This window comes from Mesorhizobium sp. M0772 (assembly GCF_040320135.1).
Taxonomy (GTDB): Bacteria; Pseudomonadota; Alphaproteobacteria; order Rhizobiales; family Rhizobiaceae; genus Mesorhizobium.
Genome location: NZ_JAMYPB010000079.1, coordinates 1 through 15,659 on the forward strand (window position 1 = coordinate 1; position 15,659 = coordinate 15,659).

Below are 15,659 nucleotides of genomic sequence, written 5' to 3' on the forward strand. Positions count from 1 at the left end.
CGGCCCAACCGTCGTCTGCAAGCGATTCGTGTGTCATCGCAGTGTAGAATCACACCCGATTCCGCAGGGCAATACCTATCTTAGCGCCTATGCCCACGAGGGGGAGATTGGCAGTTTCGGCGGCTGCGCCTCTGCAACGTTGGCAATTGGCGAAATCGGCGGCGATATCCGATCGCCCCCCTCGTGGGGGTTGAGGAGTGGTCCGCGAAGCGGACGGAAAGCCAATTGCTTGGCTTTCCGAGCGACGAACGTCCGGCAGGACAGAGGGGGGCGCTGTCCCGCCGGCTTTCGATCATTGGTGGGGTCGTCCGGAGGCGAGGAACGGAGCCCAGCCGCTCACACCACCTCCGCCACAGGTCGGTGGAAACGCGTCTGATGATATTCGCAGTAGCTTTTCAGCGCCCTTGTGCGCAGGCCGCAGCACAGCATCTCGAGCCCCGGCCGACTGCCGGGAGCATCGTTGTCGGGGTCTTCCTCCAGCGTCAGGTCGAGCGGCGCGCGGCAGCGGTCGAACAGGCAGTCGATGAAGCGCATGGCGGCGACATGCGGCTGACGCCCGAGCGAGGCAGGGCGCGGCGCCGGCACATTGAAGCGGTAGATTTCGCCGTCCACCACCAGCCGTCCTTCGCCCGGGATCGAGGGCGCCGGACGGGCTGGCAACAAAGGCCTGGCCGATGGCTGACGGGTCGGTTTGGCGGCCGGTTTGACCGGCGAAACTCCTACTTCCCTTACGGGCTTGCTTGGCTGCGCCGGCGGATTCCTCTTGGCGGTATTCTCGTTTGCCGCAGTCTTCCCCGTCGCATTCTTCCTCGGTCGGCCGCCGGACCTGCCGCCTCTGGGGTTGGCGAAGCCGATGGTCTTCGACGCGCTGTTGCGGTGGACGATGCCGATGATGGCGTTGCGCGAGACCGGACTGCCGCGCAGCGCCGTGAAGCGGACGGCGATCCCTGTGGCCGACAGGCCATCCCTCAGCCAGACGGCGATCTCCTGCAATTCGGTGTCGGTATAGGCAGTCATGTCGGTATCCATTGATTGCGCGCAAAGGCCGAGCGCCGGCCCCGAGGGCCTACGGGAAAAATCAGAGCGGATGGTCGGTGCGGTCAGCCGATACTGGCGGCCGGCAGCGAGCCGGCGAGATGCCGCAAGGCGGCTTCGGCGGCCGCTTTGGTGAGGGCGGAAACCGCCCTGCCCGTCAGCCGGTCGAACAGGATGACGGTGCCATCTTCCGTGCGGATGCAGGAAAGGTCCTGCCCGCCGGAGACAGCCCTTGGCGCACCGGCGGCGCCATGGGCCGAAGAGGTGGCCGGAGTCGGGAGAGGAGCGGCTCCGGCCGTTCCGGTCGATCGGGGGGACGACGGTTCGACCGGATCCGGGGCAGAAGCCCCGGTTTGCGTCCGGACCGGGGAGGAGGACAGCCCGGACGATGGGAGAAAGCTGAGGATGCCTGCGGAAACGCTTGCGGTTTGTTCGATCATGCGCTAAGCGTACGATATGTACGAAACGTACGCAAGCGAAATCGTACGTACTGGACGATAAATTCAGGCAATTTGTACGATGCAGGAACCGAGGCACAGATTGCAGCAGGCACGGGCGGAGGCGGGCTATGCCTCGCCGAGCGACGCCGCGCGGGCATTGCGCGACATCAACAAGAACACGCTGATCAGTCACGAGAACGGTAACCGGCCGCTGTCGCGCAAGGCGGCGGAGAAATACGGCCGCCTGTTCGGCGTCGATCCCGGCTGGCTCTTGTTCAACGGCGACGGCGGCAGCCTTGCGGGGGGCCATTTCGGCTTTGACGAGTCGGGCCGGCAGATCCCGATGCCGTCGCTGGCCACCGTCGATGTGCCCATCGTCTCATGGATCAGCGCCGGCGAACTCGGCAGCCAGGACATGGTGGTCAATCTCAGCGACTATCCGACCATCCCCACCACCGATCTGGAGCAGGGCCAATGGATTGCTCTGCGCGTCGACGGCCCGTCGATGAACAAGATCTCGCCACCGGATTCGATCATCTTCGTCAACCTCAGGGACAAGCGGCTGGTGACCAATGGCTGCTACGTCATTTCTGACGAATCCGGCCAGGCCACCTACAAGCGTTACCGCCCCAACGAGAACCCGCCCTTCCAGCCGGCCTCCTACATGGACATCCCGCCGCCGGCGCTCGAAGGCGCCATCACCATCATCGGCCGGGTGAAGCGCTCGATGATCGATATGTGAGGGAGAAGGCGGTGAGGCGCAATCTCCCCCCTCGAGGGGGAGATGGCCGGCAGGCCAGAGGGGGTCGCCGCGCGTAAGGCGCTGACGTCCTCTGTCCGCGATAGGAAGTCGCGTCAGGACGTACCGACCCCCTCTGTCGCCTTCGGCGACATCTCCCGAGGGGGGAGATTACGCGCCCAAAAACTCGTTCGTAAAATACCCCCCGAAATCCGGCCGCTCTTTCAGCCCCTTGCCATCGGCGTCAAGCAGAATGCCGGCCCTGAAGAGGTAGGTTCCGATCGCCTCGATCTTGGCCTTGTCGATGGTGCCGATGACGCCGGCCTGGCTTCTGAGGAAGTGCCCGTCGACGAGCATCTTCAGCGAAGCGTGGACCAGCGCCGGGTCGGTCAGCGCGTCCTTGTTGGACGCGATCAGCAGATCGCCGGCTTCCTGCGGGTGATCGCAGGCAAATTGGTAGCCGCGCCGCGTTGCCTCGACGAAGGCCGATGCGGCCTTCGGGTTTGCCTGGAGATATGCATTGCTGGAGGCGATCAAGGTGGTGTGCTCGTCGGGCACGCCGTAGTCGGCGTAGCGGAAGCTGCGCTGCCTGACGCCTTTCAGCTCGGCAGCGACTCCTTCCCAGGTCGAGACCTCCAGCGTGAAGTCGACCGAGCCGTTGGCCAGCGCCTCATAGGCCGAGGTGCCGAGCGTCACGGTCTCGAAAACGCCCTTGCCACCATCGTGGCGGATGATGGTCGAGATCAGCGTGTTTTCCCAGGCGCTGCCGAAACCGCCATAGGTCAGGCCGTCAAGGTTTTTCGGGCCTTTGATCTCACTACGGTCCGCGTTGAAGACCAGCCGTCCGGTCTCCTGCTGGACCACGGCGTAGACCGCTTTGAGGTCGGCGCCGGCGGCCCGCTGGGTGAACAGGCCGACGCCGGCAATGCCGAAATCGGCGATGTGGTTGGCGACCAGCGTGCCGGCGCCGGTATCGCCATAGGGCAGGATCTCAACATCGAGCCCAGCCTCGTGGTAGAACCCTTTGTCGCGGGCAACGAACAGGCCGACATGGTTGGTGTTGACCGTCCAGTCGAGCGCGACGGTGATTTTTTGCGCAGCCGCATGAGCGCGCGAGGCCAGCGGCAATCCGGCGGCCAGCGTCAGCAGCAAAGCCTGCCGGCGTGTGAATTCCGTCATGAAAAACTCCTTTGAGCGGTCTGCGGGAACAAGCCCCGGTCAGTCCCGGGATTGAGCAGCGTGTCGAGGATGTCGGCTTCGAGCGCGGCGGCCTGGCGCGCGGCATCGCTGCCGGTGGTGCGCGGGCGCGGCAGCGGCACGGCGATCTCGCCGGTGATGCGGGCCGGCCGCGCCGACATCAGATAGATTCGATCGGAGAGGTAGACGGCTTCGCGCACGTCATGGGTGATCAGCAGCGCGGTCCAGCGGTGGCGCTGCCACATGCCTTCCAGCCAGCGCTGCATACCCGCGCGGGTCAGTGCATCCAGCGCGCCAAAGGGCTCGTCGAGCAGCAGCATGTCGCGCTGCTGCACCACGGTGCGCAAAAGGGCGGCGCGCTGGCGCATGCCGCCGGAAAGTTCCGCCGGCCAGGCGCGCTCGAAGCCGGCAAGGCCGAACTCGGCAAACAACGGCGCGACGCGTTCGCGCGCCGCCTTGCGGCCAAGACCCTGCACTTGCAGCCCCAGCGTCACATTGTCGATGACGCGCCGCCACGGCATCAGCGAGTCGCGCTGCGGCATGAAGGCGAAGGGGTTGCCCTGCATTGGCGCGCCGTCGAAGCGCATGTCGCCCTCACCTTTCAGCGCGCCGGTCAGCAGCTGGAACAGCGTCGACTTGCCGGCGCCGGAAGGGCCGAGGATGGAAACGAACTCGCCGGCCGCGACATGAAGCGAAATTCCGGCGAGCACCTCAAGCGCGCCGAAGTTCTTCCTGATGTCCCGGAGTTCGAGCCGCGTCATTGACGGTTCTCTTCTGCAGCTTCAACCTTGCCGTCGCGGCTTTCGCTCCCTGCATTCTCCCAAGGCATGGCGAAGCGCTGGACGAGCACCGCAATGGCGAACAAGACAAGCGTGAGCGCGGCGCTGACGGCGACCGCGGCGAGCACCAGATCGGGCCGAAAGTTGTTCTTGGCATTCAGCATGTAGATGCCCAGCCCCTTCGCCGCCCCCGCATATTCGGCGAAGATCGCGCCGACCACGGCGTAGGTGACGGAGATGCGCAGCCCGGCGAAGAAATAGGGCAGCGCCGAAGGCAGGCGCGCCAGCCAGAAGATACGCCAGCGCCCTGCCCCCATGGCGGCGAGCATCTGCGAAATCTCCTTGCTGGTCGCAGCAAAACCTTCGACCAGCGCGACCATCATCGGGAAGAAGGTGACGAGCGCCACAAGCAGGATTTTTGGCATCAGCCCGAAGCCGAACCACAGCACGATGAGCGGCGCGATCGCGACCAGCGGCAAGGTCTGGCTGACGATCAGCAGCGGAAACAGCGCGCGGCGCAGCGGGGCCAAGAAATCGACCAGCGCCGAAAGCACGAAGGCAGCGACCAACGAGCAGGCGAAGCCGGCTGATGTGGCGCGGATGGTGGGCAGCGTGTTGTCGGCAAGGGCAGCGCGATGCTCCCAGGCCTGCTGCAGCACGCGCGACGGCGCCGGCAGCATGGTGGGCGCAGCGCCACCATAGCGGGCGTAGAGCTCCCACCCCGCGAGGAGCAGGGCGGAGGCGAAGGCGGCGGGGATGGTCTTGGCGATGCCTGCGGCTAATCTCCCCCCTCGAGGGGGAGATGTCGCCGAAGGCGACAGAGGGGGTCGTCTCGCATAGAGCGCCCACGCCTTGCCGATGCGAAAAGGACGTCGGCGCTCCACGCGCTGGGACCCCCTCTGGCCTGCCGGCCATCTCCTGCTCGAGGGGGGAGATTCGTGGGCATCGCGGTCTTCGCCAATCGCCAATGGCTCCCCTCCTCTTTGTGCTGAGGGGTCAGAGGCATCTCCTCCACGCAATGGGTCAGATAAACCAGCCACGGCAATATCCTCGAGGAACGACGCTTGAGCCGCGGCTCAGACGGCGCTCGGGCTGTTCGCCGAGATCGTGATGTCGAGGGTGACGTGGCCGGCGCCGGGGCCGAAGCGGCAGAAGGCCTCGTTGAGCGTGGCAAACACCGCACCGGCATCGCCACGCAATTTGGTGCAGAAGTTCTTTGAGCGCTCAAAGACGCCGGACTGTTTCAGGAAATCGATGCAGCCGTAGATCTCGTCCATATGGTCGCCCGTGCCCATAACGTAGAGCGAGAACTGCGCCGCCACCGGCTGGCCGGTCGACGGCATGGCCTGGACAGCGCGGATCGCGGCGATCTTGCGCTCGTCCAGCGGAATGGCGGGGCCGCCGGTCTCGTCGGAGCGGCAGATCGGATCGTCGGGCTCGCCCGGACAGCCGCGCGAGACCGCCGCCGAAAGCACGCAGTGCTTGCCGCTTTTGGCCGCCGCGACGAACAGGTCGCGCATGGCGGGAAACAGCACCTCGGGCGGCCCGACCATAAGGGTCGAGATGTCATCGGTTTCGATCCGCAGCCGGTCGCGCCAGGGATCGAGCGCGCCGAGCGCGCCGAGGATGACGCCGACGAAATCGTCGGTCATGGGATAAAGGGAAATCTGTGCGCCTGAAAACATCGCCCGCCTCGCTCCGCTGGTATTATCCAGATCAGCTTTAGGGTCCGAAGGCTTGCCGCCCTCATCTCAGCCCCGACGATACGGAGCACCCCTGTGGATGGGCGGGTTAAAGCATTGTTCGAGACATTGGGGAAGCCGTTTGTTGAGGCACTGCGGCAAAGTGTTTTAGGCCAGACGTGCCGGGCGCCCGGGCGTTAACAGACGACTCGTCAGTTCGTTGCGTTATAAGGTTTCCACGAACTTCTTATAACTGCGTTGGAATTCAAGCTGATAAACGTAATTATAAGAAAACGGCAGAGACTCCGCGCAGCCCTTACGGTTTCTGGATCTCCTTATCCGCGACCCCATCCGGACTGTGCTCCTGCATCGCTCGGGCTTGCCTGTGCTGGTCCCCTCGCCCCAGCGCCACGCCATCCACAAGCTGATCGTCGCCTCGCGACGCGGGCCGAGCGCTGGCGCCAAGCGGGAGAAGGATCTCCATCAAGCGCGCCTGCTGACCCAAGCGCTCGAAGCCACGCGTCGCCAGGACGACCTTGCCTTCGCCTTCATGGAAGCGTGGGAGAGGGGCGAAAACTGGCGCGAGACGATCCGGGGCGGCTTGAACCTGTTCGACGCCGCCACGAGGGAAACAGTCAACACCATCCTGGGGAAATCCCTCCGCGAAATTGGTGCGACTCCTGAAGGATTCACGATGCGGGATTAACTGAAGCGACCGCTGCTATATTCATTTCCATCGTCCCAACTGTACGAATTGGCTTGACGCTTATTCGTACATAAAGTACGATATCTCTTTTCTCAGAGAGGAATGTCCTTGAGCACAGCGAACCATGTTGCCTTCGCCGATCTCTCTCGTCCTTTGCCGTCATCTCCGTCGTTGCCGCCGCCTTTATTGCCGCCCCCTTTGTTGCCCTTGTCATTCGATCAGTGCCAACGCCTCGCCGGGGCCTGGCGAATGGCCAGCCAGGACATCGCCGACGACATCCGCTTCATCCGCCAATATCTGAAAGTCGTTGCCGAGAAGGACGAGACGCTGTCGACCGGCACCCTTGTTCACAGCCGCGCCTATGTCGAGGCCTGCGCCGGCTGGCTGCCACAGACTGTAACGCGCTATCTGCGCCACCTGCGCCAGATCACCGAATGCGAACTGGCTATGACAGCTGCCGGGATTCGCTTTGCGCTGTCGAGTTATGCCTGGGAGGCATGAGGGGCGGCTGTCGCCAAACACAAGGAATTGCGCTGCCCGTCGCAGGCGCAATTCGTCAGGTTGAGAGGCTCGGGCGCGCCTGAACGGCGGGCGCCAAGGATGGCCCGGCCAGCGAATTCCGGCCTTGCTTTATTTCGACTGGCCTTATTTCTGGCCTTATTTCGATTTGGCTTTGCCGGACTTTGCGGCGGCAGGCTTCGCGGCCTTTGGCTTGGCGGCTGCCTTGGCGGGCTTGGCGTCAGCTTTCTTCGCCGCCTTTTTGGGCTTGGCGACCGCGCCATCAAATTCAGCCGTGGCCTGCTCCCAGTGTTCCTGATGCGCGCCTTCAGGCCGGCCGGCCTTTTCCCAGATCTCGTGCGCGCGCTGGCGAATGCGGTCCTGTTTGTCGTCCGTCACTTAAGCCTCCGTGGTTGGGTCCGGTCGGTTGGTCCAGATTCCACGAAAACATTAGCCGAAAATTCGGCCGGCGTCTTGAGTGACGAGACATCTCAGCGCGGGTCGGAAATCACCGCAACGCCGAGCAGCGCCGCCTTCTTGACGATCAGCCCCGCGAGGTCGGCATCCGAACGATCGGTGCCGGTGCGCTCCCGCAGGAGCGCGATCGCTTCCTTCATCGATAACAGCGCCGTGTTGCGCTCGGCCAGCAACTTGTCGCAACACGCCGCAACATTGGCGGAGTTCGGGGTCTCGACATGCGGCAACATGGCAATTCTCCTTCATCATGTTCATCATTCGGCCCTGCCGCCCTTTTAGGAAGAACGACAGGGCCGTATCACCGATGAATGGTTAGGTTGTCGAGCGTTACTCGACCACCTCGACAATCCTGCGCGTGCTGGGGTCGACCAACACGGTATGGTTGTCGACGACGGCGTATCTGTACTGAACGTCGGGAACCTCCTGCAGCTCGACAGTGTCAGGCAAGGCAGTGCCGACATTCAATTCGACGCCGAGCAGATTGACCGAGGCAAGCGGATGTTTCTTTACGTATTGGTGCACGACCGTGCGCTGTTCCGGGGTGATGATCACCTGCTGCTGTGCCGGCTGCGTGACGATGACCTCGTCGGCGGCGGCAATGCCGATACCAGCGATCATGGCGAGCCCGGCGACGGCGGGAATAAGGATGGTTTTCATCTTCGTCTCCTGTCGTTGTTGGCGAGCTCCGCCGTGTTCCCGCATGAGGCGAAAACAGCGCAGATCGAGGTGGCGGGCTCCTGGAGGCAAACGCAGCCGGTACGGTCTTGTTCCGCAAGCGGAGACTAAATTGATCGGCTTCCCGGTCATGCCAGCAGAACCCGCACCCGCAAGATTCGCATTGAAGCACAATCCCTCAGGAGACCTTCGACGTGGACGATGCACGGCTCCAAATTCCGGTGGCGATCGCGGCCGGCGCCGGCATTGATCCGGTGACCGCGTCGCCCGGCCAAGACCGGAACCGACCGCCTTCGTGCCACGCCGTGAAGTTTCAAGCAAAGGTCATTGCTTCGGCGGCTGCGCAGGCACCTCGCCAGGCTTGATCACCGGCGTCTTGCCCTGGTCCGGCGGCGGCTGCGTCATACCCTGGTCACCACTGGGCGGCGGCTGCAGCACGCCGCCGCAGGGACCGAGCGTGCTGGTCGATTCGCCACCGCCATTGGCGACCGGCGGCTTCCGAGCATCGTCCTGAGGCTGCGCCTGGCAAGGCGCGGCAGGGCCGTTCCGGTCGCCATTGTCCTGCGCAGCCGCCGGGTCGGCCAGCGCCAAGAGCAGCACGCATGGGATGAGGGGGAAAGTCTTCATGGTCCAGCTCCTCTGGATTCATCTCCTTGGCAAAACAGACTAGTCCTTGGCAAAGCAGACTGGCGGCAATTGGTTCCACGGAGATGGAGTGGTTGCCGGAACCTGACAGCCGGAAGTGAGTTCCACCTTCTCGACGCAAAGCCGCCCAGAGGAGGCAATCATGGAAGAACGAAACAGAAAACCCAATGACGAGGTCGAGGCGCCACCGAGCAAAAACGATGCCCGCGACACGATCGCCAATGACGAGGTGGAGGCGCCGACGCCGCGCCGGCAGGATTGGGATGCGCTGCGTGGCGCAACGGTCCTGCCCGACGGAGCAGATGAGGAAAGCCTGCCGGACACCACCGGAGTCGAGAAGGAAGGCGAACTGCCCGAGGAGGATGACGACAACCCCTACCAGGACAGTGACGATGCCTTGCCCGACGACGCCGAGGAAGCCGCCATTGGTCACGACCTGGCGAGGCGCGGCGGCCCGTTCGACGAGGTGTAAGGGCAGCGACCGCGGACTTTCGAGAGGTTTCCCGGGACGTCCACGCCGTCACCAGTTGGACCAAGGATGAGCTGAAGGCGATGCCGGAGCATCGCGATTGATATTTCGAAGGATCCGGCTGGTCTGATCCTTCGTTTAAGGCGCCTTGGCGGTTTGGTTAAATTTAGCCCTTGTGGTCAAGGGCCGCGCAATCTCGGCACGTTCGACAGCCGCGAGGCAGCCGAGAAGCACGAACGCGAAGCCCAATATCTCAAGCGCCGTTGAGGCCGCTCGCCTGAATCTTCAAAGTGCGCAAGATATCCCCGCCGCGGGCGGCGCAGACACGCTCCAGCATCGCAACGCTGCGAACCGGGCCATCGCCCGCCGGCACTTGAGTGCCGACGGGCTCTGACCTTCAGTTCGACCCGGGATCGCCGAGCGCCTCGGTGACGAAGGACGCCGCGATCAGGTCGTCGGCGTCGAGGCGTAGGGAGCCTTCGACACCCCCCATGATGGCCGCGACCTTCTGGAAGGTCTGCATCTCGTGTTCAGTAACGCTGGCGTCTCGCATCCTGGCTTTCAGATCGGCGATGCGTCGGCCCAGTGAGGCCGACGTTCCGATTTCTCTGTTCGACATGGTGGCCTGCTCCTCCCCCAACCCATGCTGTGGACGTACTCAAGTCTGCCTATATATAAGGCAGCGCGAATACAGTCGCCGCAACGCGCGATATCTGGGAAGGTTCCGGCGCCAAATAGTCACGAAATAATACGTGGTGGGACTCGGGTATGTTAAGCGCCGACGCGGCGATAGACACCGCAGCCAGCGGCTGCGGCCATCGGCCTGGCCAACCCGTGTCGCGGGTCGCGAATGCGGGTCGGACTTTGATCGCCGCGCGCGAACAGTCAGCGAGAGGCCGGAACCACGCCGGACACCGAGCGCGCCGTTTCGGGCGAAAACACCACGAAAGCAAAAACCAGAACGGCAGCGGCGATAATGACCGAGCCGCCGGCGACGATCGGTTCAAGCGCCGGGTTTCCCTGCAGCATCACATACAGCGCCGGCAGCATGATCACCAGGCCGAGTGTGTAGAGCCCGTAGTGGATCATGGCGATGCGACGCGCCGCCTTTTGCGGATTGAGCGCGTAGTAGCCGCCGAAGATGGCGCTCGTCACCCAACCGAGCAGATTGATATGCGCGTGCGCCGGAAAAGCGGCGTGGTCACCCGAGATCGCCATCTGCAGGCCGGCCGCAATCCCCAACATCAGGAACAAGATGGCAGTTTTGAAAAAGAGTTCTGAAACCCTCGGCATGTCATTTCTCCCCCTATGCGGTCTGCGACCGCTTGCGACCTGGAGAATACACCCACGCGCAGAACTTTTCCACGCCCCGGTTATGGGGCCATGCCTGCACAGCTTTTTGCACGCTGTTCGACTTTTCTGGCTGCCACAACCCGGCGCCGCCGCGCTACGGCGTCAGCAAGATGTCGGCGCCCGCTCGCTCGTCGAACACCACCGCGCAGCCGCGCCCCAGCGCCACTGCCGACAGCGCGTTGGCCACCGTCTCGTCCGGCGATACGAAATCACCGGTCAGCACTCGCAACTCCTCCACCGCCCTGGCCATTGACACGCAGTGCCCGGCAACGCGATCGCTCGTGCAGGCGTCAATGACGCTGACGAGGTCGATCATCTCGAACTGGCCCATACCGGCCTCCACAAAAACAGCGTCCCGTCGCGGATATGAACGCCGAGGCGAGAGACAATGTTCCGCAGGTCCGATGCCCAGGCGGAGCACTCGACAGCCCGCCCTGGAACGGGCCGGCCGGCGACAACCGCTTCGCTTGACAATAGGCCCTGTTTGTTCTCTATTTGTTCGGCAAAAACGCCTCTCACAACAGACGCGGCTAATGCTGCAACGCCGCAAAGGGAACGGTCGGGATGGAGCCCACCATCCTGCATGCGGATCTCGACGCCTTCTACGCCTCGGTCGAGCAGCTGCTCGACCCGGCGCGCAGGGGCAAGCCGATCGCCGTCGGCGGCGGCGTCGTGCTTGCCGCTTCCTACGAAGCCAGGGCTTTCGGCGTGCGCGGCGGCATGCCCGGACGACGCGCGCGCGAGCTTTGCCCCGGACTGATCTTCGTCGGCGGCCATTTCGCCGACTATCAGCGGCTGGGCGACGCCGCCATCAAGGTGCTCGACGATTTCACGCCGCTGGTCGAGCGGATTTCCATCGATGAAGCCTTTGCCGATGTGGCCGGCTGCACGCATCTGTTCGGACCGCCGGCCGAGATCGCCGCCACGGTGCGTCGGCGCGTCCGGGCAGAGCTCGGCCTGCCGATCTCGATCGGCGTGGCGCGCACCAAGCATCTGGCCAAGATCGCCTCGCAGGTGGCCAAGCCCGACGGCCTAGTGGTGGTCGATCCGAACACCGAACTTGCCTTCCTGCATGATCTGCCGGTCGGCCTGATGTGGGGCGTCGGCCCGGCGACCAAGGCGCGGCTGGCCGAGATCGGCATCGAGACCATCGGCCAGTTGGCAAAGACGCATAGCGGGGCGCTGCGAAGGTTGCTCGGGCCCGCCGCCGGCGAAAAGCTGGCGTCGCTGGCATGGAACCGCGACCCGCGAAAGCTCGAAACCCACAGGCGGTCGCATTCCGCCGGCGCGCAGTCGGCGCTTGGCAGACGGCCGGCCGAAGCGCGTATCTTCGGACCCGTGCTGCTGCATCTGGCAGACCGGGTCGCCAGCCGGCCCAGGGCGAAATCACGGCCCGGGCGCACGGTGACGGTGCGCGTGCGTTTCGCCGATCTGCACGCCGTCACACGCTCGCTGACGCTCGATCAGCCGATTTCGGCAACCGCGATGCTGGCCGAAATCGCCGGGGAGCTGGTGCGCGGCGTGCTGGCCGCCAACCCTCGGGAGAAGACCATCTCGCTGCTGGCGATCTCGGTGTCGCAGCTGGAAGAAAGTGCCGAGCTGCAGCTGGAGCTGCCGCTCGGGCTTGCCGATGAAAAGCAGCGACCCGGCAGCAGGCAAGGCCTGGCGCGCTTTGGCGCCGACCGCGCCATCGACAAGATCCGCCAGCGCTTTGGCAGAGAGGCTGTCGGCTATGGCGCCGTGGCGCTGGAAGCCCGGCGCTCGGTTCCCGATGCTTTCAGGGAACTGGCGGAGAGGGAACTGTGAGTGCGGCGCGACGGCAAGGCCAATGTTTAGGCTGGGCCCGTCCGCGCTGCATTGCCGCTCTGTTTGAGCAGGCCGACCAACCAGGCCAGACCCGCCGCAGTTTCGGACATTTTTCGCACCGCAACCCGGCCACGCCATGCACGCCCAAGAACAACGCTTTGTCGATGAAGGTGGACTTGCGGTTAGTGCATCGGGACCAAGAAAACCCGGGGCGGGACGACGGCGCCGCGAAGGTTGACAGTGCCGATCCGTCTGGCATTATCGCGTAAGCTTGGAGGATTCACTATGAAGAAAACCTATTCGAAGCCTGTTCTGGTCAAAAAAGGCAAGCTTTCGCAGGTTACAGCGGTCGCCAATGGCGCGGGTTCCGGCCCGATCGAGTGAAGTTGTTGAGTCGGACTGTCGCCTGATCTGGCGGCCTCGCCTGACACTGGAGATGCGGCATGGCAAGCTCTCGCAGGTTACAGCCGATAATGGTAACGGCTCCGGGCCGGTCGCCGACTAACAGCCGATCATCCGGACGCCTCGTGCCGTCTGGCCGGGAACAGGGCTTTGCCCGACGTGGAGAGTGGAAAATGAGGAAGATCTATTCCAAGCCGGTGCTGGTAAAAAAGGGAAAGCTCTCGCAGATCACCGCGAACGGCGCTTCTGCTCCTATTCCGGGCTAAACTCGTTCCCCCGGTAGATCGAGATCCTCCTGACAGAGTCGGGCGGCTTGATCGTTTCCGGAGCATGATCTCCCGCAGGCGGCGGGACCGTTCAGCGCACAACCACCAGATCGTCGAGCACGAGCTGCCAATAGTGGCTCGTTGAAAGGCGCACGCGCGTCACCGCCGCCAGCATCGGCGCGTAGTGGACGGGCGCCAGTGCCGACAGGACGATCGTGTCGCTGGCGATCAGCCGGTCGCCAAGCCAGCTCTCGACCAGTGCGGTTTCGCCTTCGGACTTCAACCATGCCGCCGTCAGCATCACGGAATGGAATCCGAACGGTTTGTCGCTCGAGAATTCGGCCGGATGTCCGCTGCTCGTATAGCAGACATGGTCTCCCGAGATATTGCCGTTGACGTAACCTTCACTGCCTTCGGTATGATCGCGCGCAAGTGCGTTCAGGTTGAACCAGGTCAACCCGGCATAACCGGACGGCACCTTGCGCAGACCGCGCGTGGTGATGTCGTCGAAACCGATGGCCTGCGAGGACGCGGCGCTGTCGACAGCCGCGTTCTCGGGCGACAGCAGGCCGAGTTCGGTCGGGTAGGCCGACAAGGCCAGTCGTCGTTCCATGCCATCGCCGGTGACTTCGATCGCGTCGGCGTCATCGGGCAGATCGAGACGGAAGCCAGCCCCAGCACTTAGCGGATGCACTGCCACCTCTTGCCCTTTCGCCATCACCGAGATGCTCGCCGAAGCACCGTCCGCTACGCGGCCGCTGAGCCGGCGTATCGCAAACAGGCCGACCGGCTGCAGCATTGCTTCCGAGACCAGCCCGGTGGGCGAGCCCGGCAGCGGCCGGAGGTGCTGCGACTGGACCTCGTTGGCGCTGCTGGAGCGCCAGCCGGGCGGAACCGACACGGTGAAGCGGTAGCTGCCCGGCACATGGATGGGCGCGGCCCGACGTTTCGCCGACGCCAGGAAATTGGCAAAGCCGCCGCGATTGCTCCGCGCCGCGGCGACGAAGCGGCCGTCGCCATCATGCAGTCTGACCATGATGCCGGCCATCGGGCGGTCGCCGAGCCCGTAGCGGCCGTCACGATCGGCATCGAAGTAGACAAAGGTCGAATGATTGAGCTTGCCGTGGTTGCCCGACCAGTTCCGGCGCACGGCGTAGTCGTTGGCCGGATCTTCACGAAGCCGGGCCTGGCGACGCGACCGCGCCAGCCGCCAGGCGAGAGCCGCAACGACAGCGGCGAACCCGACAAGGAGTATTGCCTTGATCACGGACGGCTCAAGCAATGCTGTCGGCCCTGCTCATCTGGATCTCCTGCACATACATCGATCCATATATCGATGCTGCGGGCGCTTGAGCAACCGGACACGGGACCGGCGGACCACGGCATCGGCGTCACATATCCATTTCAGGCACCTATTCCGGCGACGGCACCGGCGGCTTCGTGGTCAGCGCGGCGCCGAAGGCGGCGACGACGACTGCGGCAATGCCCGCGCATTGCAGCGGGCTCAGGATCTCGTGCAGGAACAGGAAGCCGGCCAGCGCGCCCAGCGCCGGCTCCAGACAGGTCAGCGTGCCGTAGAGCCTGGCCGGCATCCGGGTCAGCGCCACCATCTCCAGCCAGAACGGCAAGGCACTGGAGAACAGCCCGACCAGCAGCGCGCTGACCAGGATCGCGGGTGCGATCAGGCCGGTACCCGCCTCGGCGAGGCCGAACGGCAGGGCGAGAGCAGCGGCAATGACCAGCCCGTAAGCCGTGGTCTGGCTGCCGAGCTCGGCGCCGGCCTTTTGCGCAAAGACGATGTAGAGCGCCCAGCAGCCGCCGGCTGCCAGCGCCAGCATCACGCCGAGCGGGTCGAGTGCACTGCCGGAGTGGATGAAGGGCGACAACAGCAATATGCCGGAAACGGCCAGGACCACCCAGACGAAGTCGGTGGCGCGCCGCGACGACAGCGTCGCCACAAGCAGCGGGCCGGAGAATTCGAGCGCCACCGCGACGCCGAGCGGGATTCTGGCGAGCGCTGCGTAAAACAAAAGGTTCAGCGCCGCGAGGTTGACGCCGTAGGCGATGAGCCAGGGCAGCACGGCGCGCGACGGCCGCACCCGCCACGGCCTCAGCACCGCCGCCAGCATCAGCGCGCCCACGACCAGCCGCAGCGCCGTGGTGCCATTGGCGCCGATCAGCGGAAACAGGCCCTTGGCGAAGGTGGCGCCGATCTGGATCGACACCATGGCGCCAAGCAACGCGCCGATCGGCAAGGCCTTCGCTTCAGCTGCGGCAATCGACGTCGACGTCAATTCCAGTCCCTCCGCGCGGTGCGCCGCAGCGTTGGCCCGAGATATGGATAATAGGCCTGGCTGTCGTGTGGCACGGGCAGACTGTTGATGGGGCAAGACGTGGAAGGCGAACGCCGACGCATTTCCTCTCCCCCGTCGATCGGGGGAGAGGTGGCGAGCCTAGCTCGCACGCGGGGGGGGGGGCCCGCCCACACAA

At 64.4% G+C, this 15,659-nt stretch carries 21 protein-coding genes, 2 pseudogenes and 1 riboswitch; of the genes and pseudogenes, 8 read left to right on the forward strand and 15 right to left on the reverse strand.

Features of this window, described 5'->3' with window-relative positions:
• Positions 1 to 336 precede the first annotated feature (336 nt).
• Positions 337 to 1,017: a GcrA cell cycle regulator gene (locus NKI06_RS29340; protein WP_352987819.1), complete on the reverse strand. Its 681-nt coding sequence runs from the start codon at positions 1,015 to 1,017 to the stop codon at positions 337 to 339.
• Between the two features lie 83 nt (positions 1,018 to 1,100).
• On the reverse strand, positions 1,101 to 1,475 hold the full coding sequence (locus NKI06_RS29345; RefSeq protein ID WP_352810895.1) for a hypothetical protein: 375 nt from the start codon (positions 1,473 to 1,475) through the stop codon (positions 1,101 to 1,103).
• Between the two features lie 79 nt (positions 1,476 to 1,554).
• Here NKI06_RS29345 and NKI06_RS29350 point away from each other — a divergent pair, with 79 nt between their 5' ends.
• Positions 1,555 to 2,217, forward strand: a complete 663-nt coding sequence (locus NKI06_RS29350) for a LexA family transcriptional regulator (protein ID WP_023672482.1) — start codon at positions 1,555 to 1,557, stop codon at positions 2,215 to 2,217.
• 168 nt (positions 2,218 to 2,385) lie between these two features.
• On the opposite strand, the gene NKI06_RS29355 is transcribed toward NKI06_RS29350, so the two are convergent.
• The 4 genes from NKI06_RS29355 to NKI06_RS29370 all read right to left on the reverse strand — a co-directional run bounded on the left by NKI06_RS29355 (position 2,386) and on the right by NKI06_RS29370 (position 5,875).
• Positions 2,386 to 3,393 carry an ABC transporter substrate-binding protein gene (locus tag NKI06_RS29355; RefSeq protein ID WP_352987820.1) on the reverse strand — a complete coding sequence of 336 codons (1,008 nt, stop codon included), beginning with the start codon at positions 3,391 to 3,393 and terminating at the stop codon, positions 2,386 to 2,388.
• The gene (locus NKI06_RS29360) at positions 3,390 to 4,172 is read right to left on the reverse strand and encodes an ABC transporter ATP-binding protein (RefSeq protein WP_352987821.1); all 783 of its coding nucleotides are present in this window, start codon (positions 4,170 to 4,172) and stop codon (positions 3,390 to 3,392) included. Before NKI06_RS29360 ends, NKI06_RS29355 begins: the two co-directional genes overlap by 4 nt.
• Entirely contained in the window at positions 4,169 to 5,011 is an 843-nt protein-coding gene (locus NKI06_RS29365; RefSeq protein WP_352987828.1) for an ABC transporter permease, read from the reverse strand. The genes NKI06_RS29360 and NKI06_RS29365 overlap by 4 nt, the downstream gene beginning before the upstream one ends.
• A gap of 255 nt (positions 5,012 to 5,266) precedes the next feature.
• Positions 5,267 to 5,875, reverse strand: a complete 609-nt coding sequence (locus NKI06_RS29370) for a YkoF family thiamine/hydroxymethylpyrimidine-binding protein (protein ID WP_352987822.1) — start codon at positions 5,873 to 5,875, stop codon at positions 5,267 to 5,269.
• A riboswitch (TPP riboswitch) is annotated at positions 5,866 to 5,978 on the reverse strand. (Overlaps the previous gene by 10 nt.)
• Positions 5,979 to 6,188: 210 nt before the next feature.
• Here NKI06_RS29370 and NKI06_RS29375 point away from each other — a divergent pair.
• Positions 6,189 to 6,578: pseudogene (locus tag NKI06_RS29375) on the forward strand (GSU2403 family nucleotidyltransferase fold protein); the annotation flags it as partial.
• A 249-nt stretch (positions 6,579 to 6,827) separates the two neighbouring features.
• Positions 6,828 to 7,079 carry a hypothetical protein gene (locus NKI06_RS29380; protein WP_352987823.1) on the forward strand — a complete coding sequence of 84 codons (252 nt, stop codon included), beginning with the start codon at positions 6,828 to 6,830 and terminating at the stop codon, positions 7,077 to 7,079.
• A 156-nt stretch (positions 7,080 to 7,235) separates the two neighbouring features.
• Here NKI06_RS29380 and NKI06_RS29385 read toward each other — a convergent pair whose 3' ends face one another.
• The 4 genes from NKI06_RS29385 to NKI06_RS29400 form a co-directional block, all read right to left on the reverse strand.
• On the reverse strand, positions 7,236 to 7,475 hold the full coding sequence (locus tag NKI06_RS29385; RefSeq protein ID WP_023705172.1) for a DUF2934 domain-containing protein: 240 nt from the start codon (positions 7,473 to 7,475) through the stop codon (positions 7,236 to 7,238).
• Between the two features lie 92 nt (positions 7,476 to 7,567).
• A complete protein-coding gene (locus NKI06_RS29390) occupies positions 7,568 to 7,783 on the reverse strand; it encodes a hypothetical protein (protein WP_023670360.1) in 216 nt (71 codons plus the stop codon).
• A gap of 97 nt (positions 7,784 to 7,880) precedes the next feature.
• The gene (locus tag NKI06_RS29395; RefSeq protein ID WP_023670359.1) at positions 7,881 to 8,210 is read right to left on the reverse strand and encodes a DUF1236 domain-containing protein; all 330 of its coding nucleotides are present in this window, start codon (positions 8,208 to 8,210) and stop codon (positions 7,881 to 7,883) included.
• Positions 8,211 to 8,552: 342 nt separating this feature from the next.
• Positions 8,553 to 8,855, reverse strand: coding sequence for a hypothetical protein (locus NKI06_RS29400; RefSeq protein ID WP_352538142.1), 303 nt, complete (start codon positions 8,853 to 8,855; stop codon positions 8,553 to 8,555).
• Positions 8,856 to 9,015: 160 nt separating this feature from the next.
• Between NKI06_RS29400 and NKI06_RS29405 the strand changes: the two genes are divergently transcribed.
• Positions 9,016 to 9,345 (forward strand): hypothetical protein, encoded by a 330-nt coding sequence (locus NKI06_RS29405; RefSeq protein WP_023740113.1) that lies wholly within the window; start codon positions 9,016 to 9,018, stop codon positions 9,343 to 9,345.
• Positions 9,312 to 9,446, forward strand: a pseudogene (locus NKI06_RS30975) (PRC-barrel domain containing protein); the annotation flags it as partial. The gene NKI06_RS29405 and the pseudogene NKI06_RS30975, both read left to right, overlap by 34 nt.
• Before the next feature lie 293 nt (positions 9,447 to 9,739).
• Here NKI06_RS30975 and NKI06_RS29415 read toward each other — a convergent pair.
• From NKI06_RS29415 to NKI06_RS29425, 3 genes are all read right to left on the reverse strand, one after another.
• Positions 9,740 to 9,961 (reverse strand): hypothetical protein, encoded by a 222-nt coding sequence (locus NKI06_RS29415; RefSeq protein ID WP_023670355.1) that lies wholly within the window; start codon positions 9,959 to 9,961, stop codon positions 9,740 to 9,742.
• 266 nt (positions 9,962 to 10,227) lie between these two features.
• Entirely contained in the window at positions 10,228 to 10,635 is a 408-nt protein-coding gene (locus NKI06_RS29420; RefSeq protein ID WP_023749548.1) for a heme-copper oxidase family protein, read from the reverse strand.
• A gap of 154 nt (positions 10,636 to 10,789) precedes the next feature.
• On the reverse strand, positions 10,790 to 11,026 hold the full coding sequence (locus tag NKI06_RS29425) for a hypothetical protein (RefSeq protein ID WP_023670353.1): 237 nt from the start codon (positions 11,024 to 11,026) through the stop codon (positions 10,790 to 10,792).
• Between the two features lie 233 nt (positions 11,027 to 11,259).
• Between NKI06_RS29425 and dinB the strand changes: the two genes are divergently transcribed.
• The 3 genes from dinB to NKI06_RS29440 all read left to right on the forward strand — a co-directional run bounded on the left by dinB (position 11,260) and on the right by NKI06_RS29440 (position 13,169).
• Entirely contained in the window at positions 11,260 to 12,501 is a 1,242-nt protein-coding gene (gene dinB / locus NKI06_RS29430) for a DNA polymerase IV (protein WP_352987824.1), read from the forward strand.
• 285 nt (positions 12,502 to 12,786) lie between these two features.
• Entirely contained in the window at positions 12,787 to 12,885 is a 99-nt protein-coding gene (locus NKI06_RS29435; protein WP_352987825.1) for a putative RiPP precursor, read from the forward strand.
• 191 nt (positions 12,886 to 13,076) lie between these two features.
• A complete protein-coding gene (locus NKI06_RS29440; RefSeq protein ID WP_352627439.1) occupies positions 13,077 to 13,169 on the forward strand; it encodes a putative RiPP precursor in 93 nt (30 codons plus the stop codon).
• A 91-nt stretch (positions 13,170 to 13,260) separates the two neighbouring features.
• Here NKI06_RS29440 and NKI06_RS29445 read toward each other — a convergent pair whose 3' ends face one another.
• Together NKI06_RS29445 and NKI06_RS29450 are read right to left on the reverse strand one after the other, a co-directional pair.
• Positions 13,261 to 14,436, reverse strand: coding sequence for a hypothetical protein (locus tag NKI06_RS29445; RefSeq protein WP_352987826.1), 1,176 nt, complete (start codon positions 14,434 to 14,436; stop codon positions 13,261 to 13,263).
• Between the two features lie 145 nt (positions 14,437 to 14,581).
• Positions 14,582 to 15,463: an EamA family transporter gene (locus NKI06_RS29450; protein WP_352987827.1), complete on the reverse strand. Its 882-nt coding sequence runs from the start codon at positions 15,461 to 15,463 to the stop codon at positions 14,582 to 14,584.
• Positions 15,464 to 15,659: the final 196 nt, after the last annotated feature.

Bases quoted from the DNA above. Each gene is read 5' to 3' on its own strand.
- NKI06_RS29405 (WP_023740113.1), top strand. From the start codon at position 9,016: ATGGAAGAACGAAACAGAAAACCCAATGACGAGGTCGAGGCGCCACCG.
- NKI06_RS29395 (WP_023670359.1), bottom strand. From the start codon at position 8,210: ATGAAAACCATCCTTATTCCCGCCGTCGCCGGGCTCGCCATGATCGCT.
- dinB (WP_352987824.1), top strand. From the start codon at position 11,260: ATGGAGCCCACCATCCTGCATGCGGATCTCGACGCCTTCTACGCCTCG.
- NKI06_RS29440 (WP_352627439.1), top strand. From the start codon at position 13,077: ATGAGGAAGATCTATTCCAAGCCGGTGCTGGTAAAAAAGGGAAAGCTC.
- NKI06_RS29340 (WP_352987819.1), bottom strand. From the start codon at position 1,017: ATGACTGCCTATACCGACACCGAATTGCAGGAGATCGCCGTCTGGCTG.
- NKI06_RS29355 (WP_352987820.1), bottom strand. From the start codon at position 3,393: ATGACGGAATTCACACGCCGGCAGGCTTTGCTGCTGACGCTGGCCGCC.
- NKI06_RS29390 (WP_023670360.1), bottom strand. From the start codon at position 7,783: ATGTTGCCGCATGTCGAGACCCCGAACTCCGCCAATGTTGCGGCGTGT.
- NKI06_RS29400 (WP_352538142.1), bottom strand. From the start codon at position 8,855: ATGAAGACTTTCCCCCTCATCCCATGCGTGCTGCTCTTGGCGCTGGCC.
- NKI06_RS29425 (WP_023670353.1), bottom strand. From the start codon at position 11,026: ATGGGCCAGTTCGAGATGATCGACCTCGTCAGCGTCATTGACGCCTGC.
- NKI06_RS29420 (WP_023749548.1), bottom strand. From the start codon at position 10,635: ATGCCGAGGGTTTCAGAACTCTTTTTCAAAACTGCCATCTTGTTCCTG.
- NKI06_RS29360 (WP_352987821.1), bottom strand. From the start codon at position 4,172: ATGACGCGGCTCGAACTCCGGGACATCAGGAAGAACTTCGGCGCGCTT.
- NKI06_RS29350 (WP_023672482.1), top strand. From the start codon at position 1,555: ATGCAGGAACCGAGGCACAGATTGCAGCAGGCACGGGCGGAGGCGGGC.
- NKI06_RS29370 (WP_352987822.1), bottom strand. From the start codon at position 5,875: ATGTTTTCAGGCGCACAGATTTCCCTTTATCCCATGACCGACGATTTC.
- NKI06_RS29345 (WP_352810895.1), bottom strand. From the start codon at position 1,475: ATGATCGAACAAACCGCAAGCGTTTCCGCAGGCATCCTCAGCTTTCTC.
- NKI06_RS29380 (WP_352987823.1), top strand. From the start codon at position 6,828: ATGGCCAGCCAGGACATCGCCGACGACATCCGCTTCATCCGCCAATAT.
- NKI06_RS29435 (WP_352987825.1), top strand. From the start codon at position 12,787: ATGAAGAAAACCTATTCGAAGCCTGTTCTGGTCAAAAAAGGCAAGCTT.
- NKI06_RS29415 (WP_023670355.1), bottom strand. From the start codon at position 9,961: ATGTCGAACAGAGAAATCGGAACGTCGGCCTCACTGGGCCGACGCATC.